Origin of the sequence: Flavobacterium soyangense (assembly GCF_015277675.1) — a bacterium.
Classification (GTDB): domain Bacteria; phylum Bacteroidota; class Bacteroidia; order Flavobacteriales; family Flavobacteriaceae; genus Flavobacterium; species Flavobacterium soyangense.
The window spans coordinates 1-17,388 of record NZ_JADHEC010000046.1 but is presented as its reverse complement, the minus strand read 5'-3'; the positions used below and the strand labels follow the sequence as shown (position 1 = coordinate 17,388).

At 31.8% G+C, this 17,388-nt stretch carries 16 protein-coding genes and 2 pseudogenes; 13 read left to right on the top strand and 5 right to left on the bottom strand.

Annotated elements, in window-relative coordinates; genetic code table 11:
• The 3 genes and pseudogenes from IR213_RS14800 to IR213_RS14790 all read left to right on the top strand — a co-directional run.
• A pseudogene (locus tag IR213_RS14800) lies at positions 1-102 on the top strand (IS982 family transposase); the annotation flags it as partial.
• A 48-nt stretch (positions 103-150) separates the two neighbouring features.
• Positions 151-369 (top strand): hypothetical protein, encoded by a 219-nt coding sequence (locus tag IR213_RS14795; protein ID WP_194313074.1) that lies wholly within the window; start codon positions 151-153, stop codon positions 367-369.
• Between the two features lie 124 nt (positions 370-493).
• Positions 494-868 carry a hypothetical protein gene (locus tag IR213_RS14790; RefSeq protein ID WP_194313073.1) on the top strand — a complete coding sequence of 125 codons (375 nt, stop codon included), beginning with the start codon at positions 494-496 and terminating at the stop codon, positions 866-868.
• A gap of 103 nt (positions 869-971) precedes the next feature.
• Here the strand turns inward: IR213_RS14790 and IR213_RS14785 are convergent, their stop codons facing one another.
• Complete coding sequence (locus tag IR213_RS14785; RefSeq protein ID WP_194313072.1) at positions 972-1,349, bottom strand: heavy-metal-associated domain-containing protein; 378 nt, start codon at positions 1,347-1,349, stop codon at positions 972-974.
• Positions 1,350-1,457: 108 nt separating this feature from the next.
• Here IR213_RS14785 and IR213_RS14780 point away from each other — a divergent pair, with 108 nt between their 5' ends.
• On the top strand, positions 1,458-2,324 hold the full coding sequence (locus tag IR213_RS14780; RefSeq protein ID WP_194313071.1) for a DMT family transporter: 867 nt from the start codon (positions 1,458-1,460) through the stop codon (positions 2,322-2,324).
• A gap of 82 nt (positions 2,325-2,406) precedes the next feature.
• On the opposite strand, the gene IR213_RS14775 is transcribed toward IR213_RS14780, so the two are convergent.
• Positions 2,407-3,822, bottom strand: coding sequence for a M16 family metallopeptidase (locus IR213_RS14775; protein ID WP_228479205.1), 1,416 nt, complete (start codon positions 3,820-3,822; stop codon positions 2,407-2,409).
• A gap of 13 nt (positions 3,823-3,835) precedes the next feature.
• Positions 3,836-5,161, bottom strand: coding sequence for a M16 family metallopeptidase (locus tag IR213_RS14770; RefSeq protein ID WP_194313070.1), 1,326 nt, complete (start codon positions 5,159-5,161; stop codon positions 3,836-3,838).
• Positions 5,162-5,419: 258 nt separating this feature from the next.
• Here IR213_RS14770 and rplU point away from each other — a divergent pair, with 258 nt between their 5' ends.
• On the top strand, positions 5,420-5,848 hold the full coding sequence (gene rplU, locus IR213_RS14765) for a 50S ribosomal protein L21 (RefSeq protein WP_194313069.1): 429 nt from the start codon (positions 5,420-5,422) through the stop codon (positions 5,846-5,848).
• A 23-nt stretch (positions 5,849-5,871) separates the two neighbouring features.
• On the top strand, positions 5,872-6,138 hold the full coding sequence (rpmA, locus tag IR213_RS14760; RefSeq protein WP_035669638.1) for a 50S ribosomal protein L27: 267 nt from the start codon (positions 5,872-5,874) through the stop codon (positions 6,136-6,138).
• Between the two features lie 105 nt (positions 6,139-6,243).
• Here rpmA and cysK read toward each other — a convergent pair whose 3' ends face one another.
• Both cysK and IR213_RS14750 read right to left on the bottom strand, forming a co-directional pair.
• Positions 6,244-7,155: a cysteine synthase A gene (gene cysK / locus IR213_RS14755; RefSeq protein ID WP_194313068.1), complete on the bottom strand. Its 912-nt coding sequence runs from the start codon at positions 7,153-7,155 to the stop codon at positions 6,244-6,246.
• Between the two features lie 154 nt (positions 7,156-7,309).
• The gene (locus IR213_RS14750) at positions 7,310-7,465 is read right to left on the bottom strand and encodes a hypothetical protein (protein WP_194313067.1); all 156 of its coding nucleotides are present in this window, start codon (positions 7,463-7,465) and stop codon (positions 7,310-7,312) included.
• A 264-nt stretch (positions 7,466-7,729) separates the two neighbouring features.
• Between IR213_RS14750 and IR213_RS14745 the strand changes: the two are divergent.
• From IR213_RS14745 to IR213_RS14720, 7 genes and pseudogenes are all read left to right on the top strand, one after another.
• Positions 7,730-8,842: pseudogene (locus tag IR213_RS14745) on the top strand (IS4 family transposase); the annotation flags it as partial.
• The gene (locus tag IR213_RS14740) at positions 8,802-9,782 is read left to right on the top strand and encodes a TaqI-like C-terminal specificity domain-containing protein (RefSeq protein WP_194313066.1); all 981 of its coding nucleotides are present in this window, start codon (positions 8,802-8,804) and stop codon (positions 9,780-9,782) included. The pseudogene IR213_RS14745 and the gene IR213_RS14740, both read left to right, overlap by 41 nt.
• 174 nt (positions 9,783-9,956) lie before the next feature.
• Positions 9,957-10,958, top strand: coding sequence for a DNA-binding protein (locus tag IR213_RS14735; RefSeq protein WP_194313065.1), 1,002 nt, complete (start codon positions 9,957-9,959; stop codon positions 10,956-10,958).
• A 2-nt stretch (positions 10,959-10,960) separates the two neighbouring features.
• Positions 10,961-11,143, top strand: a complete 183-nt coding sequence (locus IR213_RS16420) for a hypothetical protein (protein WP_228479204.1) — start codon at positions 10,961-10,963, stop codon at positions 11,141-11,143.
• Between the two features lie 101 nt (positions 11,144-11,244).
• Positions 11,245-11,442: a hypothetical protein gene (locus IR213_RS16410; RefSeq protein ID WP_228479203.1), complete on the top strand. Its 198-nt coding sequence runs from the start codon at positions 11,245-11,247 to the stop codon at positions 11,440-11,442.
• A 102-nt stretch (positions 11,443-11,544) separates the two neighbouring features.
• Positions 11,545-14,922 carry a helicase-related protein gene (locus IR213_RS14725; protein WP_194313064.1) on the top strand — a complete coding sequence of 1,126 codons (3,378 nt, stop codon included), beginning with the start codon at positions 11,545-11,547 and terminating at the stop codon, positions 14,920-14,922.
• Between the two features lie 299 nt (positions 14,923-15,221).
• The gene (locus IR213_RS14720) at positions 15,222-16,121 is read left to right on the top strand and encodes an Abi family protein (protein ID WP_194313063.1); all 900 of its coding nucleotides are present in this window, start codon (positions 15,222-15,224) and stop codon (positions 16,119-16,121) included.
• The last annotated feature ends 1,267 nt before the right edge of the window (positions 16,122-17,388 follow it).

Here is a 17,388-nt window from a genome sequence, read left to right as displayed (position 1 = left end):
ACAAGAATTTTAGCTAAAATAACAGCTTTAACTTTGGTTCAATTCATCAATAGATTTATTTTTGAAAGACCAATAAACAATATTAAAACACAAATAGTTTAATTACACCCAACGGGTAAGAATATAATAATTCTCTAATCGATTTTTGTAATGAAAAAAAAATCACTTATGCTAACATTAATACTGGCATTTCTAGGATGTGTTTTGATGGGACTTTCTATCTATTTCCTCTTTGAGGGAAGTTTTAATGCTAATGAAAAAATCGAAACAGCTAAAAAAGAACTTGAAGAAGCAAATAAAAAGATTGAAAATTTAAGCCAAGAATTGAATGCTAAAACAAGGAATGTTATTGAACTGAAAAAAAGATAAAGAATTTTACTTTAGAACCTTTTAGTCAATCTACAGTGCATAATTTACCTGTTTTAGAAATTACAAATGTTGATCTTGGCGAAGGAGTAACGGTAGAAGGAAACAAAAAAAGGCACATAGATTAATGTACAGCCATCAAATTAGATTTTTCATTCTGAATCTTGGGAGAAGTGCATTAAAAGATGTAGTTTTTTCAATTAAAGACGTTTATAACGAGCCAAAAGAAAAACGGAAAACCAAGAAAACAAAAGGGGAACTCGACTTTATGGGCAGGCCAATTGATAACGAACAGATCGGTTCTTATGATAATATTGAGATTAACACATTATATCTTAAATCAAAAAAAATGATTTATTCGAGCAATCTTCCAAGCAGTTTCGGATTTGGAAATTATTGTTATGATGTCATTGTGGAGTGGAAAGACGGCTCTTATCAGATGCAGGTTGATATTGAAGAAATTGACGGTAAATTAAATTCAAATACGAATTTTATAATGTAAATGGAGAACCTATTGATTTGAAAAAGTTGACAGTTTTCATCAGAAAATAAAAATTGTTTTTTATCTCAGTCAATTTTTACATTTTCCAATAACCAAGAAACTTTTACAACTTCATATTAGAAACCTTATATGTTTTACCATCAGCGGTTGCTTCGACCACTTTGGTAAGTTCTTCGGGTGTTAGTACGGTTTTGTCGAAAGATACTGTTGCTGACTCTTTTTTAAAATTTACTGCTGCAATTTTTACACCGTCAAGTCCATTTAATTCTTCTTCTATTGTTTTGGCACAACCTATTTCGCAAGACATCCCTTTAATGGTAAAACTTGCTGTTTGCAAATTTGCTGCTACAATTTCCTTTTTTACTTTTGGAGTCTCGGTTTTTGATGTTACAGGCATATTACTTTCTGTAGTTTTATCTTTACAACCCACAAACATAAGGCTTGCAAGCATTATTGTCATTATTGATTTAGGGAAATTCATTGTTATTTAAATTTAAAGATTGATCTTTTTAGAATACTATGCAAAAATAATAAAAAAAAGCACTGCTAATTCATAAAATAATTACAATTTTGAGCCAAAATTTTGTTTATGGATTCAAGACGGTTGAAATGGGTTTACTTAATAGCACTTGCGTTTATTTGGGGAAGTTCATTTATACTGATAAAAAAAGGTCTTGTAGGCTTGTCAGCGATGCAATTAGGATCTTTACGAGTTATTTTTGCTGCCATTTTTTTATTGTTTATTGGGTCTAAAAGTTTGCCTAAAATCCCTAAAGAAAAATGGAAATATATCGCATTGACTTCCCTTTTTGGAACATTTATTCCAGCATATCTATTTGCTATTGCCGAAACGGAAATTGACAGTTCTATAACCGCTATTTTAAATGCGTTAACTCCATTGAACACTTTGATTTTGGGGGCTATATTCTTCGGAATTACTTTTCAAAAGAGACAAATATGGGGTGTTTTTATAGGACTAATTGGAAGTGTTCTTTTAGTGCTAAATGGCGCTATAAATAATCCGGGGCATAACTATTATTATGCTATTTTGGTTATTATTGCAACAATTTGTTATGCTGTAAATGTAAATCTTATCAAGCGATTTTTATCTGATTTGAGTCCGTTGAGCATTACTACAGGAAATTTCATGGTTCTGCTTTTGCCAGCATTTTCAATTTTATTTTTCTCTGGTTTTTTTGAAGTAGTTCATATTGACAAAGTGCAACATTCGGTTTTGTTTATTATGATATTAGGAGTTGTAGGAACAGGAATTGCTAATATTCTTTTTTTTAAACTGATACAAATGTCTTCGCCGGTATTCGCTACTTCTGTTACTTATTTAATTCCAATTGTTGCATTCTTTTGGGGATTGTTAGATAACGAAATGCTTACTACTGTTCAGTTTATGGGTGCTTTTATTATTTTAGTTGGAGTTTATTTATCTGCCAAGAAGTAATTCAGATATAGATTAACAAATAAAGACTGCCTTTTCTGACAGTCTTTTTCAATAGCTTTGTTCTTTTAAAAAGCAACACTTTTTACTTTATAATAGGTTTCACTGTGGGGTTTCCAGATTTATCAAAATAAAATATTGGAATTTTTAGTTTTTCTAATCCTGGAATCACATCCGAACCTTTTCCTGCAATTACAATTCGAGTATTGTCGATAAGAAAATATTTATTGGCAGCACGTTTCACATCTTCAGCCGTTACTGCATTTATGGTTTTAATGTAATTTTCGTAAAAATTTTCTGGAAGACCTTCTGTTTCTATATTCAATGCGTATCGTGCCACCGCTTGGGGTTGCTGAACCTTCATTACAAATCGTCCTATGTAACCAGCTTTTACGTTTTTGAGAACTTCATCACTTACATTCTCAGTTCTGATTCTTTTAATTTCCTTGATAAATTCTACAACGGCACTATCGGTAACGGAACTTTTTACAGCTGATGAAGATTTCATTTTTGTAACATATTTACCAGCTCCAATGATCGCATTTGCTCCATAAGTCCAACCGTGTTCTTCTCTTAAATTCATATTTAAATAACTGTTGAAATCACCTCCAAGAATATAAGTTGCTATAGCAGCCGGAAAAAAATCAGGGTCACTCATTTTTAAATGTATCGTGTTTACCAATGAAATTTCCGACTGTACTGCATTTGGTACATCCACAAAATTAATTTGGGTATAGGAGACATCCTCAGGCGCAGCATAAATTACTTTTGGAATATTTCTTTTTTTCCATGATCCAAATAGTTTTTCAACGATAGGTTTAACATTTTTATATTTTACATCGCCAATGATTATTAAATACCCATTTTCGGGCACAAAGTAGTTTTGATAATTGGCTTCAATATCAGTGAGGGTTACATTTTTCAGCGTTTCCTCGGAGGTATATTCGCCAGAAGGATGTTGTTTTCCAAAAGTTAAGGCGTTAACAACTCTATTGGCAATTGCCGGAACACTTTTTTCTTGAGCCTTTAGCCCTTCAAGCATTTTGGCTTTTTCTTTGTCAAATTCCTCTTGGGTAAAATTAGGATTCAATGCGCCATCGGCCATAAGTTCCAGTATTCGGCCAGCATATTTAGAAAGGGAACTTGCATAAGCGCCATTTGAACTAAAACTGATATCGGCACCAAGAAAATCTAATTCTTCATTAAATGCATCTTTTGATATTTTTTTAGACCCATTTCCAATTAATCTGCTGCTCAAATCATCGACTCCTTTTTTGTTTTCTTCTGCAAAAGGAGCGTTGTCTAATGTAAGATTACAGATGACTCTAGGTAGTTTATGATCTTCAACAATCAAAACTTTTAAACCGTTTGCCAATACAAATGTTTGAGGTTTTTTGATATTTATTACTGGAGTATTTCCAGGTTTGGGTTGTGGGCGTTCTTGTGCTTGCATAATTCCGGTTAAGAGCAATATGAATAATAAGATAATTAGTTTTTTCATGATTTGGGCCGTCTTAGTTTTGAGCTTTTTCTTTAACGGGAACATAATCCAAAATCAATCTTTGATTTGGATTTAAATATTTTTTGGCGACATCTCTAATTTCTTCTCGAGTGATTGAATGAAAAAGTTCAACTTCGGTATTAATCAAATTTATATCACCATAAAGCAAATAATATTTTGCCAAGTTTTCTGCAATTTCTTCCACACTTGCGTTGTTGTTTACAAATTGATTGTCAATTATATTTTGTAATTTTTCGTAATCTTTCTCAGAAATTAATTCTGTTTGCAACTTAACAATTTCTTCGTCAATCTCTTTTAAAATGCTCGCAGTTGTGTTTTCTCCAATGGGAAGGCAATAAATAATATACATCCCATAATCTTCTTGTGTATAAGGGAATGCGCCAATTTGCAGCGCCATTTTTTTATCATCAACAATTTTTTTATACAATATTGAACTTTTTCCGGCACTTAATAAACAAGAAATCATCTCTAATATTCTTGCATCTCTGGTTTTCATGGAAGGAGTTCTATAAGAAGCTACAAGCATTGGAATCTGAATATTTGGGTCTTCGTAGGTGGCTTTTATGGTTTGTGTTATTGGCTCTTCAATAAAAATTTGTTTTTTCAAGCTTTCGCCTCTTGGAATTGTGCCAAAATACTTGCGAATCCATTCCTTGGCTTGTTTTTTCTCAAAATCACCCGAAACAACAAGAACGGCGTTATTTGGGGTATAGAATTTTTTATGAAAATCTTTAAATTCGTCTAAAGTGGCAGCATCTAAATCTTTCATCGATCCAATAGTTGTCCAACGGTACGGGTGATTTTTGAACATACTTTCTTTTACAACGGAAATATAATTTCCATAAGGTTTATTATCGAAAACAGTTCTTTTTTCCTCTTTTATAACTCCGTTTTGAGTGTCAACTCCAATTTGATTGATAACCGGATGCAGCATTCTTTCGGATTCCATCCAAAGCCCCAATTCTAGATTATTAGATGGAAAAACTTCATAATAATAAGTTCTGTCATCCGAAGTGTTAGCGTTGTTTATTCCTCCATTAGAAGATACAATCTTGAACCATTCACCTCGTTTAATGTTTTCAGTCCCTTCAAACAATAAATGTTCAAAAAAGTGTGCAAATCCAGTTCTGTCCGGATTTTCATCTTTCGAGCCTACATGGTACATTACCGAAGTTATTACCACTGGCGCCGAAGAATCGTTATGCAAAATTACGTGCAAGCCATTGTCTAAATCATATTCTTCGAAATCTACTTTCTGAGCCGAAGCAATTCCTCCCAGCAAAAGTGAAGCACCTAATACCATTATTGATTTTTTCATAAATATTAATAAAAAATTTTATTTCCAATGGGTAAAATAACAACAATTATTGTTACATCAAAAATACTTTTTTTTGACGATGAATAGTAAATCATTATGATTTTGATACAAGTTTAACAATTTTCATTGAAAAAATCGTCTTCAAATCATTGAAAACTAAGGCGTAAAACAATTCAACTGTTTTTTTGGAGTAACTAATTGCAGAATAAATATTTAATTGTATATTTGCAACCTTAAAAATTTATAAAACAATTTGTTATGTATGCAATCGTAGAGATAGCAGGGCAACAATTCAAAGTTAGCAAAGACCTAAAGGTTTACGTTCACCGTTTGGCAAATGAAGAAGGAACTAAAGTTTCTTTCGACAAAGTTTATTTGTTAGACGACAACGGTACAATCACAATAGGCGCCCCAGCTATAGAAGGTGCTTCAGTAGAAGCCAAAGTGTTACAACACTTAAAAGGAGATAAAGTAATCGTTTTCAAAAAGAAAAGAAGAAAAGGTTACAAAAAGAGAAACGGGCACCGTCAGTATCTTACTCAAATTGTAATCGAAGGTATTACAGCTTCAGGTGCTAAAAAAGTAGCTCCTAAAAAAGAAGCGGTAGCTACAGAAGTAGTTGTAGATGCGGCTCCAAAAGCTAAAAAAGTAGCTCCAAAAGCTAAAAAAGAAGACACACAAGAATAATAACAAAATAAAACTAATACGTCATGGCTCACAAGAAAGGTGTCGGTAGTTCCAAGAATGGTAGAGAATCAGAATCAAAACGTTTAGGCGTTAAGATTTTTGGTGGACAAGCTGCTATTGCAGGGAACATCATCGTTAGACAAAGAGGTTCAAAACATAATCCAGGTGAAAACGTTTACATTAGTAAAGATCACACACTACACGCAAGAGTAGATGGAGTTGTTTTCTTCCAAAAGAAAAGAGACAATAAATCATATGTATCTATACTTCCATTTGAAGTTGAAGCATAATTGATTTTCTCAATTTATAAAAAAGCCCGTTTCGAAAGAAACGGGCTTTTTTTTTAAAAGCTTCCAGCCTTCAAAATGCTGGAAGCTTTGTAATAAATTTTAACGTTAAAACAAACCTTCAATAGATAAATATCTTTCCCCAGTGTCGTAATTAAAAGTAAGTACAACCGCCCCATCGGGGATAGTTTCCAGTTTTTTGGCTACTGCGGCCAATGATGCTCCAGTTGAAATACCTACTAGAATACCTTCTTCTTTTGCAATTCTTCTAGCGAATTCAAAAGATTCGTCTTTGCTTACTTGTATTATTTCATCGATTAATTCACCATGGTAATTAGTCGGAACAAAACCGGCACCAATTCCTTGCAAAGGATGCGGGCCAGGAGTTCCACCGCTTAATACCGGGGATAATTCAGGTTCTACCGCAATTACTTTTAAGTTAGGAAATTTAGCTTTCAATACTTTTGCTATGCCGGTAATATGTCCGCCGGTTCCAACTCCTGTGATGACATAATCTAAACCATTAGGAAAATCAGCAATAATTTCTTGAGCAGTCGTTCTTTCGTGAACTTCAACATTGGCAGGATTTTCAAATTGTTTTGGTGACCAAGAATTCGGGGTTTCCAAAACTAGTTCAGCGGCTTTTTCAATTGCTCCCTTCATTCCTTTTTCACGAGGCGTAAGCACAAATTCAGCTCCGTAAATTTCCATTAATTTTCGGCGTTCTACACTCATTGAATCTGGCATTACCAGAATTACTTTGTATCCTTTGACTGTGGCTACCAGTGCCAGCCCAATTCCTGTATTTCCTGAAGTTGGTTCGACAATTACACTATCGGCATTCAATAATCCTTTTCTTTCAGCATCTTCTATCATCGCAAGAGCAATTCTGTCTTTGATACTATTTCCCGGATTCGTTCTTTCTAACTTAATCCAAACTTCTTTCTTGTTTCCAAACAACTTGTTGATTTGAACCACGGGTGTATTTCCAATGGTTTCTAAAATGCTTTTTGCTTTCATATTTGTTTAAATTATGATTTGAATAGTATATTTTTACTTTTTAAGTAATGGCTAATTTACGAAAAAAAATAGAGCGGATTGAATTGGTTTGAAAAGAAAAAACTCCTAGACTTTTGAGGAGAATAGGAGTTTTGAGGATTATGTTACTTAGATACTATGCCCATATATTTTTGGTATCTACTTTGGTGTAGTTTTCTTCTCTGTAGGCTGAATCTTGAAAATTTTTATGATGTTTTTCTAACCTTTCGATTATTTCGGGATTTGTAATTTTATTATTTTGCTCAATTACTTCCACATCAAAAGTTTTCATTTTTTTATGATTGCAGTTTGAGAAATATCTTTTATGTTTAAGGTAAGTGTGGTCATTTTAAAAAGTTTCATTTGAATACATTTCTAGTCACTAGTGTCCACTATAAATTAAAAAAAGTTCTTTGAAATTATTGTAAATCTGTATTTTAAGTCTCATTTTAGAGCGTGACGATTTGAAATGAATCCATTATGTTCGTAAATTAACTTTACGAATATGAATCACGGAAAATATGTCTTTTCTCAATTAGTTTAATTTTTACCACAGCGTGTTTTTGATAGATTTGTAACAAGGTATGATGGTAATAAAAAGGTCAGGCATTTTACTTGTTGGAATCAACTTTTATGTATGATTTTCGGTCAATTATCTTCTCGTGATAGCTTGCGAGATTTGATAATTGTTATCGAAGCACATCAATCAAAGTCGTATCATTTAGGTTTTGGAAAAAATGTAACTCGAAGTAATTTATCCAAGGCAAATGAAAATCGCAATTATAAAATATTTGAAGACTTTGCCAATCATTTAATATTGATTGCTCAAGAAAAAAACAGCAATGATAGTTTTGAAATAAAAGGCAATATTTATGCTTTTGATTCTTCGACTATTGACTTGTGCTTGAGTGTGTTTTGGTGGGCTCATTTTAGAAAAACCAAGGCAGGAATAAAGCTTCACACACTTTTTGATATTAACACACAAATCCCTGTGTTTATTCACATTACCGAGGCAAATATTCACGATGTAAATGCAATGGATATAATCAATTACGAACGTTTTGCCTATTATATTTTTGACCGTGCTTACGTGGATTATCTTAGGCTTTATCGAATTACAAAATCTTCTGCTTTTTTTGTTGTTAGAGCAAAATCAAATTTAAAATTCAAAAGAATGTATTCCAAAAAGACGGATAAATCCACAGGAGTTATTTATGACCAAACAGGAAAAATAGATGGCTTTTATACTTCAAAAGATTATCCTGAAAAGATAAGAAAAGTGAAGTTCTTTGATGTTGAAAACAAAAAAACGCTAATCTTTTTGACGAATAATTTTGATTTATCAGCTCAACAAATTGCCTTATTATATAAACAGCGTTGGCAAATTGAATTATTCTTCAAATGGATTAAACAACACCTGAAAGTTAAAACCTTTTGGGGAACAACAGAAAATGCTGTTCGCATACAAATTAACATCGCAATAATAACGTATTGCTTGGTGTCAATCATTGCAAAAGATTTAAAAATCAATCGTTCAATCTACGAAATTCTACAAATTTTATCAGCGTCATTACTCGATAAAACACCTGTTAATGAATTACTTATGAAATCAGATTACAATAATGTCAATGAACATATTACTAACCAGCTGGTTTTCAACTTATTTTAAGTGGACACTAGTGAATTCAGGTCTAAGTTTATATGTTGCAAACAAAAACATAATTCTAAAAGAATTAGATGAAAATGGTTGGATTTTAGGAGATTTGGAAACTTTAAAACTTAAAAAGAAAATTGAAAATAATTCAAAAGTAATCAAGCAATTAGATTTAAAAATAAATTATGGAATACGGAGTGGTCTTAATGAAGTATTTATAATTGACGATAACAAAAAAAATGAATTAGTAAAAGAAGACAAAAAAAATATTGAAATAATTAGACCTATTTTAAGAGGTAGAGACCTAGTAAAATATAGTTATAATTACGCTAATCTATGGGTCGTTTTGGCAAAATATAAGGATAATTTAAATCTCCAAAATAATTATCCTACGATATATAAATATTTAGAAGATTTTGAAATTAAATTAAAAAACAGAGGACAAGTTAAAGCAGGTTCTCATCATTGGATTGAATTAGACAACTCTCCCACAGACGAGTACATTTCTAATTTTGACAAACCAAAGATAATTTGGATTGTATTATCTGATAAAGGAAAATTTGCATATGATGATACTGGCTGTTTAACTACAGATAGTTGTTTTATTATGTCTGGGGAAAATTTAAAATATTTAATATCTATTCTTAATTCTAAAATAGGCGAATGGTATTTTGCTCAAATTTCCACTACATCAGGAATGGGGACAAATATGTGGAAAAAATATAAAATTGAACAATTTCCAATAAAAATAACTACAGAAGTTGAAATGCTAAAATTCGATAAAATAGTCAATCAAATCCTCGCCGACAAAAAACAAAACCTAGACACTAAAGCATTAGAAAACGAGATAGATGTAATGGTTTACAAACTCTACGAGCTCACGTATGAAGAGGTTTTGGTTATAGATGCTAGTTTTGGGATGAGTGAGCAGGGGTATGATGCATTTACAGTATAAAAAGTTAATAAAATATACAAAAATAATCTAATCGGAAACACCAGTAAACAAAGGGGTTTTGGTAATATCACAACGATGTTCCCCTCATCAATGAGGGGAACATAAAAAAGTTATTAACAAAATTTGCAAATACTGACTAAAAACTATATTGTTTAAAAATAAGATACAACAAAAATGAAAGATTTAACAGTTTCTAATATAGACCGCCAAAACATACTAAACAATTATGTGGTTCTAACACAATTGCAAGACTACATTGGCTTACCAGGTATGTATTTTAATGAACACTATTATTTTACAAAGCAGCAAATAGCAGACTTTTATCAAATAGACATAGTAACTATTGAACGCTATCTTGAAAGTAATGAGCAAGAGCTAAAACATAATGGCTATAACGTAATCAAAGGAAAATTACTTAAAGATTTCAAAGAAAAATTCGGCCCTCACTTAAATATATCAAGCAAAACGCCACAACTTGGGTTATTTAATTTTAGATCACTATTAAACATTGGAATGTTATTGGTCGAAAGTGAAATGGCAAAAGCACTACGAAGCAGAATGTTAGATATTGTTATTGATAGTCTAAACCAAAAAACGGGTGGCTCTACCAAGTATATAAACCAACGTGATGAAGATTTTTTAAATGCAATTCTCAAAGAACCTCAGTACCGCAAAGAGTTTACTAATGCCTTGAATGAATTTTTAGATTTAGGAGCTTTTAAATATTCCTATTATACAGACAAGATTTATCAAGCCATTTTTAAAGAAAAATCAGAAGAATACAAACGCATTCTAAAATTAGAAGCCGAAGACAATGTGCGAGACACAATGTATGCAGAAGTACTAAAATTAATAGCTTCTTTTGAAACAGGCTTGGCTCACGAAATGAAATTACTTTCAGAGAAAAAAGGCAGAAAAATTTCCAAACTTGAAATGGATAACCTCCTAATAAGTTTTGCTATACATCCACTATTCAAACCATTGGTTGACGATGCAAGAACAAAAATGGCAACTAGAGATTACGGCTTTAGAAGAGTATTGCACGACAATTTAGAACAATATATTGATACTATCTCTAAAACAGATTTCGAAAGATTTTTAGGAGAAAAGAGCAAAACACTGGAGGATCGTATAGACGAAAATATTGATGTGTTTAAAAGACTTAAAGACAGATAAAGATGGCGTATAACTATTTTGATATCGAGTATGCCATAAAAGAACACGATTATATTATTGATAAAACAGGCGGTTTATCAGGAACTAAAGATAAAGGTCATTTAGAGGCGGTTTTAGATTTTGTGCAGAGCGATATGTACTATCCAACAATTGAAGAAAAAGCGGCATATTTATTTATGCGTTAAATAAAAATCACGCATTTAATGATGGAAACAAAAGAGCTTCGGTAGTATTAACAGCCTACTTTTTTGAATTAAACCAACTAGATTTTATTGTAGGTAGGTTTATGAGAGAAGTAGAAAACATTGCTGTGGATGTAGCAGATAATGCTATTGATAGAGATTTACTTTTTGAAATTATAAGTTCATTTATTTATGAGGATGATTTCAGTATAGAATTAAAAATGAAAATAATAGAAGCAAAAACTATTTATTTAGATCGGAAAGCACTTTTAGAAAATGAAGAAAATCAACAACAAGAGTAATTATAATTATATTGAGTAAAAGCTGCGATATAATAAATATAATGCTCAATAAGATGCTCAATAGAATTTGTAATATAAATTAAAGAATACCAAAAAAAGAGAATGACAAACAACTTTATAACCAACAGCCAACAAGGCGTTTCCTTAAAAAACAGATTAGAAAAACTAATGACCGCCAGTCAAGAATTGAAGTTTTTGGTGGGGTTTTTCTATTTTTCGGGTTGGCAAGAAATATATGCTCAACTGCAAAATAATGCAGATATAAAACTAAAAATATTAGTTGGTTTACAAGTAGATAAACACCTCTCTACAATTGTAGAAATTGGCAATACGGACGATAGTTTGAGCCAAGAGGAACATTTTACACAATTCATAAAATCGCTCGGGTTTGCTATCAATAATGCCGATATGGACAATGAAGATTTTTTCAATCAAATTTCTTTTTTTGTAACAATGCTCGAAGAGGGACGATTAGAAATTAAGAAAACCCTAAATCCAAACCACGCCAAAGTATATTTGTTTCAGTATGCACAAAACTATGCCGAATTACGAAACAGAAAAGGCGAATTTATAACAGGAAGTAGTAACTTGACCAAGGCGGGTTTACACGGCCAAGAAGAATTTAATGTAGAAATAAGCGATTATGGTTTTGAAAATGCCGAAAAATACTTTGATGATTTATGGTTAACCGCCATACCTATTACTGAAGCCGAAAACGGCAAACCTGTAATTATAGATTTTCTAAAAAACAAAACGCAAGCAGCTTACGTTACGCCTTTTGAAGCTTATGCTTTGATTTTAAAAACCTATATAGAACTTCAAGAAGCAAAGAAAATTAATGATGCTGTTGATAGATTATTAGAAGAAAATGGTTTTGAAAAATACCAATACCAACTGGATGCCGTAAACCAAGTATTGAATGTTATTGAGACTTATAATGGTGTTATTATTGCCGATGTTGTTGGTTTAGGAAAATCGGTAATTGCTTCATTAATTGCCAATCAAATTGGTAAAAGAGGGTTAATACTTTGCCCGCCAGGATTGATAGGAAGTAAAAAAGAAAATACGGGTTGGTATGAATATAAAAATCGTTTCAAGTTACACAATTGGGATATTGAAAGTTCAGGCGATGTAGAAGCGGTTGCAGCGAGTATAAGAAAAAACAATTACGAATATGAAGTAATTATTGTTGATGAAGCACACCGTTTCAGAAATCAAGATACTTCGGCTTATGAAGCATTGTTGGATATTTGTAGAAGTAAAAAAGTAGTTTTATTATCTGCAACACCATTTAACAATTCGCCAGCAGATATATTTTCGTTATTGAAATTGTTTATTATTCCGGGACAATCAGGAATTACCATTGAAACCGATTTAGAAGCTAGATTTAATTCGTATAATTATCGTTTCAAAAACCTTTCAAACATTATAAAAAACAATAATTCTAATAGTCCTGATAAAAAAAGAAAAGCAGAGCGAGATTATGAAAAAATGTTTGGATTATCATTACCAATTGATATAAACATTGTAAAAAACAATGTTAGCGATATGGCAAACGGCATTAAAAATGTAATTACACCAGTTGTTATCAGAAGAAATAGATTAGACCTAAAAACCGATAACGAGTACAAAAAAGAAATACAAAATCTTTCGGAAGTAAAAGATCCAATTGAACTATTTTATCAATTAGATAAGTCTCAATCTGAATTTTATAATAAAATTATCACGAGTTATTTTTGTGAAGATGGAGAGTTTAAAGGTGCAATTTACAAGCCCTTTGAATATGAAAATAAACATAAAAAAGACGATAAATTAAACGAGGAAGAAAACAGAGCCAAACAACAACAACGCAATTTATATGACTTTATGAGACGTTTGTTAGTGAAACGTTTCGAGAGTTCCTTTGGTGCATTTGACAAGAGTATTGACCGTTTTTTGAAAACCAATAAAATGGTAAAATCATTTATCGAAAAATCAGGTAAATATGTTTTGGACAGAAAAGTAATAGAGCAAATTTATAACGATGACGAGAAAGCTGATGATTTTACATTGGAAGCTATTGAGAAAACTTTATTAGATTTTGAAAAAAATGCAGCTAATAAAACAACCCCAAAACACACCAAAATTTATGAGGTCAATAAATTTGTATACAAAGACGATTTTCTAAAGCATATTCAAAGTGATATTGTTTTGTTTGAAAAGATAAAAGCTGAAATTGTCAAATTAAAGTTAGTAGATAATGATCCAAAAAGAAAAGAAGTACTTGATAAAATAAAAGAAGTAATTGCTGAAAAAACTACTCCTAAAAGAAAAGTAATTTTATTTACAGAATATACAGATACCGTTAGACATTTAAAAGATTATTTTGAAAACGAACTAAAAACAAGAGTTGCTTTCTGTGATGGTTCAATCACAAAAAAGTTTGCATTAGAATTAGATGCAAATTTCAATGCCAAATACAGCCATCCAGTAGATGATTACGATGTATTGGTTACAAGCGATAAACTTTCGGAAGGATTTAACTTGAACAGAGCAGGAGTTATAATAAATTATGACATTCCTTGGAACCCGACACGAGTGATACAAAGAGTTGGTCGTATCAATAGAATGAGTGCCAAAGTATTTGATGAATTATATATTTATAATTTTTTCCCCACAGAACAAGGCGCAGATATTGTAAAAAGTAGAGAAATTGCAGCACAAAAAATATTTTTAATTCATAGTGCTTTAGGAGAAGATGCAAAAATGTTTGATATTGATGAAGAACCATCAGCAAGTGGATTATTTTCTAAAATAAATTCTAATCCCGAAAATGATGATGAATTAAATATAGCTACAATAATAAGAAATGATTATGCTGCAATTATTGAGAACCATCCGGATGTTATAAAAAGAATTAGTCAATTTCCGAACAGAACCAAAACATCAAAATTATATACTGAAGATAACACAGTAGTTTTAAGAAAAAAAGGGATGGCGTTATTTTCAATAGTGAGCAAAAATGTAAATGGAAAAGCAATTATTGAAGAAAAAACATTTCCTGAATTAATTCAATTTGCAAAATGTCCTCCAGAAGAAGAAAGACAAAATTTAACCAAAGAGTTTTGGACTGCCTATGAACTCATAAAAGTGTTCAAACCAAAAAATGCTTCTGGAAATTCAGATTTATCGTTAGATACTAAATCATTAATCTCATTAAGAGATTTAGCAAAAGTAAAAAGAGATGATATTGATTTAGAATTAATTTCCTTTATAAATACGCTAGTTACCGATATAAAAAAATATAAAACATTGTCCAAATTTACTTTAAGAAAACTAACATTATCAGACAACAAAAACATTGAGCCTTATGGCGAATTGATAAACAACATTAAAGAGTTAAGAAAAAAGTTAGGTGTAGATTACCTTGATATTATATTAAAAAGGGCGGATGGTATAGAAAATGATGTGATTATAGCAATACAGAATAAGATTACATAGCATTGGAAACAAAATTTGCTATTCTAAATAAAGTAAACCTTGGTAATATTATTAGTACCACATAAGGAAATATCAAGAACAATCAATTTTGATTTGTTGATTGCAAATTTTTATAACATTAGAGTAATAGTTTCTATATTGTGTTAAAATGCTACTCCGCAACACCTTGATTTTGTTGATAACTGCGATTAAATGTTAAAAAGTTTGGACAATAATACACTTCTGTAGTATATTTGTCCCAATCGTACCAGTAGCGCTTCCCATAAGAACAGCCTTCTGGTCTTTTTTTTTATAACTATATGGCAAACAAAGACCCAAAAACGGTAACAGAACAAATTGAAATATTAAGAAAAAGAGGAATGTTATTTCATAAGGAAGAATTAGTACCTCATTTCCTTGAAAATATAAGTTATTATCGTTTAAAAGGGTATTGGTGGGAAATGCAATCCAATAAAGTAGAACATAAATTCAACGACAACAGTTATTTTGAAGATGTTATTAATTTATATAATTTCGACAGATATTTACGTCTACTTATGTTTGATGCCATTGAAAGAATAGAAGTTGCTTTAAGAACAAAATTAATTTATCATCTATCACTTTCTTATGGTCCATTATGGTATTTAGATTATACCATTTTCACTGACGGAATAAATCAAATGTCAATAGCAGGTCATTTAAGTGGAGAAATTACAAGAAGCAAAGAACAGTTTATTGTAGAGCATAAATACAAGCATAAAAACGAACTGCCCGAAGCTTGGAAAGCATTAGAAGTGGCATCGATGGGTTCACTATCTAAAATCTATAAAAATCTAGATCATCAACTACCAGAAAAGGCAGCAATTGCTTTACAATTTGGGTTCAACTCTCACAGTGATTTTTCAAGTTTTCTAGAAGCAACAACAGTAATAAGAAATGTAATAGCACATCATTCTAGATTATGGAATAACAACATTACGATTAAATATTTGTGGCCAAAAAATTTAAAAAACGTGCCAATAACATATATCCCTAACGAAAATCAAAGAGCTAAGTTATTTCCATTATTCTCATTAATACTATATGCATTAGAAAACGTTAGTCCAAATAGTTCTATTAAAGGCAAATTCTATAAATTATTAGAAGAATATTCAAACGTTCCAGTACACAAAATGGGGTTTCCTGTAAATTGGCAGACACAGCCAATATGGGTAAAGTAATAATTCTTTCATAAATCAATTTCAAGAAACATTGTCATTACAAATAACACGGGCAATCAAGCGGTCTCTCTACGGGCGTTCCCTTTGTTCCGTTCGGCTGTTCCAGTCGGTCGTGCCTTCCTCCGTTCCACAGACACTTCACAGCACAAAAAAATAAGGCAGCCAAAAAATAGGCAACCTTATTTTTCCGCTGTTCGTTCCTCATCTTCACACGCTCACTTCCTTCATTCGGTCGGGCTTATGCATTCATAATACCGCTTCATTTCGTTACAGTCATTCGTTCGCTTAACGCTCCATTTCATTCCGCTAAAAGCTCTCTCATTCCTTTCTCTACATTCCAGCCGTATTATGTCTGCCGCCCTCAGTATTTTCAGCGGTTGCTCTTTCGCCCAGCCATCGGGGTTGGCACCGTTCAGTAAAAACTTCACTTTGCCCTAAATCAAGGAACGCCAAAGGCTGACTTATATTTTTTTCCCGCCGTTACACGCTGCTATCCCTTCATTTCACTTCACTATCGTTACGTTCCATTCTCGGTCTAGCGTGGCTGTTCGATTGCCGCAACACCGCCGCCTTCACTCCTCATACATTCCGCTATAATTCCGCTATCGCTACATTTTAGCTCCATTCCTTGCGGTGCTTGGGGGTGTTTGATTGCTTATTTCACAAGAAGCATCCCAGAAAAAAGCCAAGCAAAAACCATCCTGCTATAAAAAAAATAAATAAAAAGAAAGTAAAGGTAAGTTCCGGTTTCAAAAAGTAAAGTTCAAGCCCTACGGGTTTTTTAAAAAATCTCCACCCATAACGTTTCGCAACAACATTCAATTCCGATTTCACGCCCACATTTCCGATGATGTATCGGGTAGTATTTTTTCAAAAAAACTTGACTTCTTTTGAAACCTCCACTGATACGAAGACTTTCTTTTTTTTCTTTTTTTCTTTTTAAAAATTTAATGGAAAAAGTAGCAGCAACAGCATCATTTTAAATCCGAAACTATCCCGAATTTCATAAAAACATCAAATGGATAAATGATTTTAGGCGAGCGATATAGTATAATTATTCAAAATAGGTTTAATCAATACATATTTCGCACTTGACTGCATCATAAGTCCTCTATAAGTCCACATTATAGATAAATGAGTGCAAAATAAAAAACCCTCTCTTTCTTGAGGGCGCTGAAAAAGTCTTTTCAGTAATAAATTGTTTATGAATGGTTATAAAAAGGAGTAGAAAACGTATTTTCTCTACTCCTTTTTTCGTATATTTAGC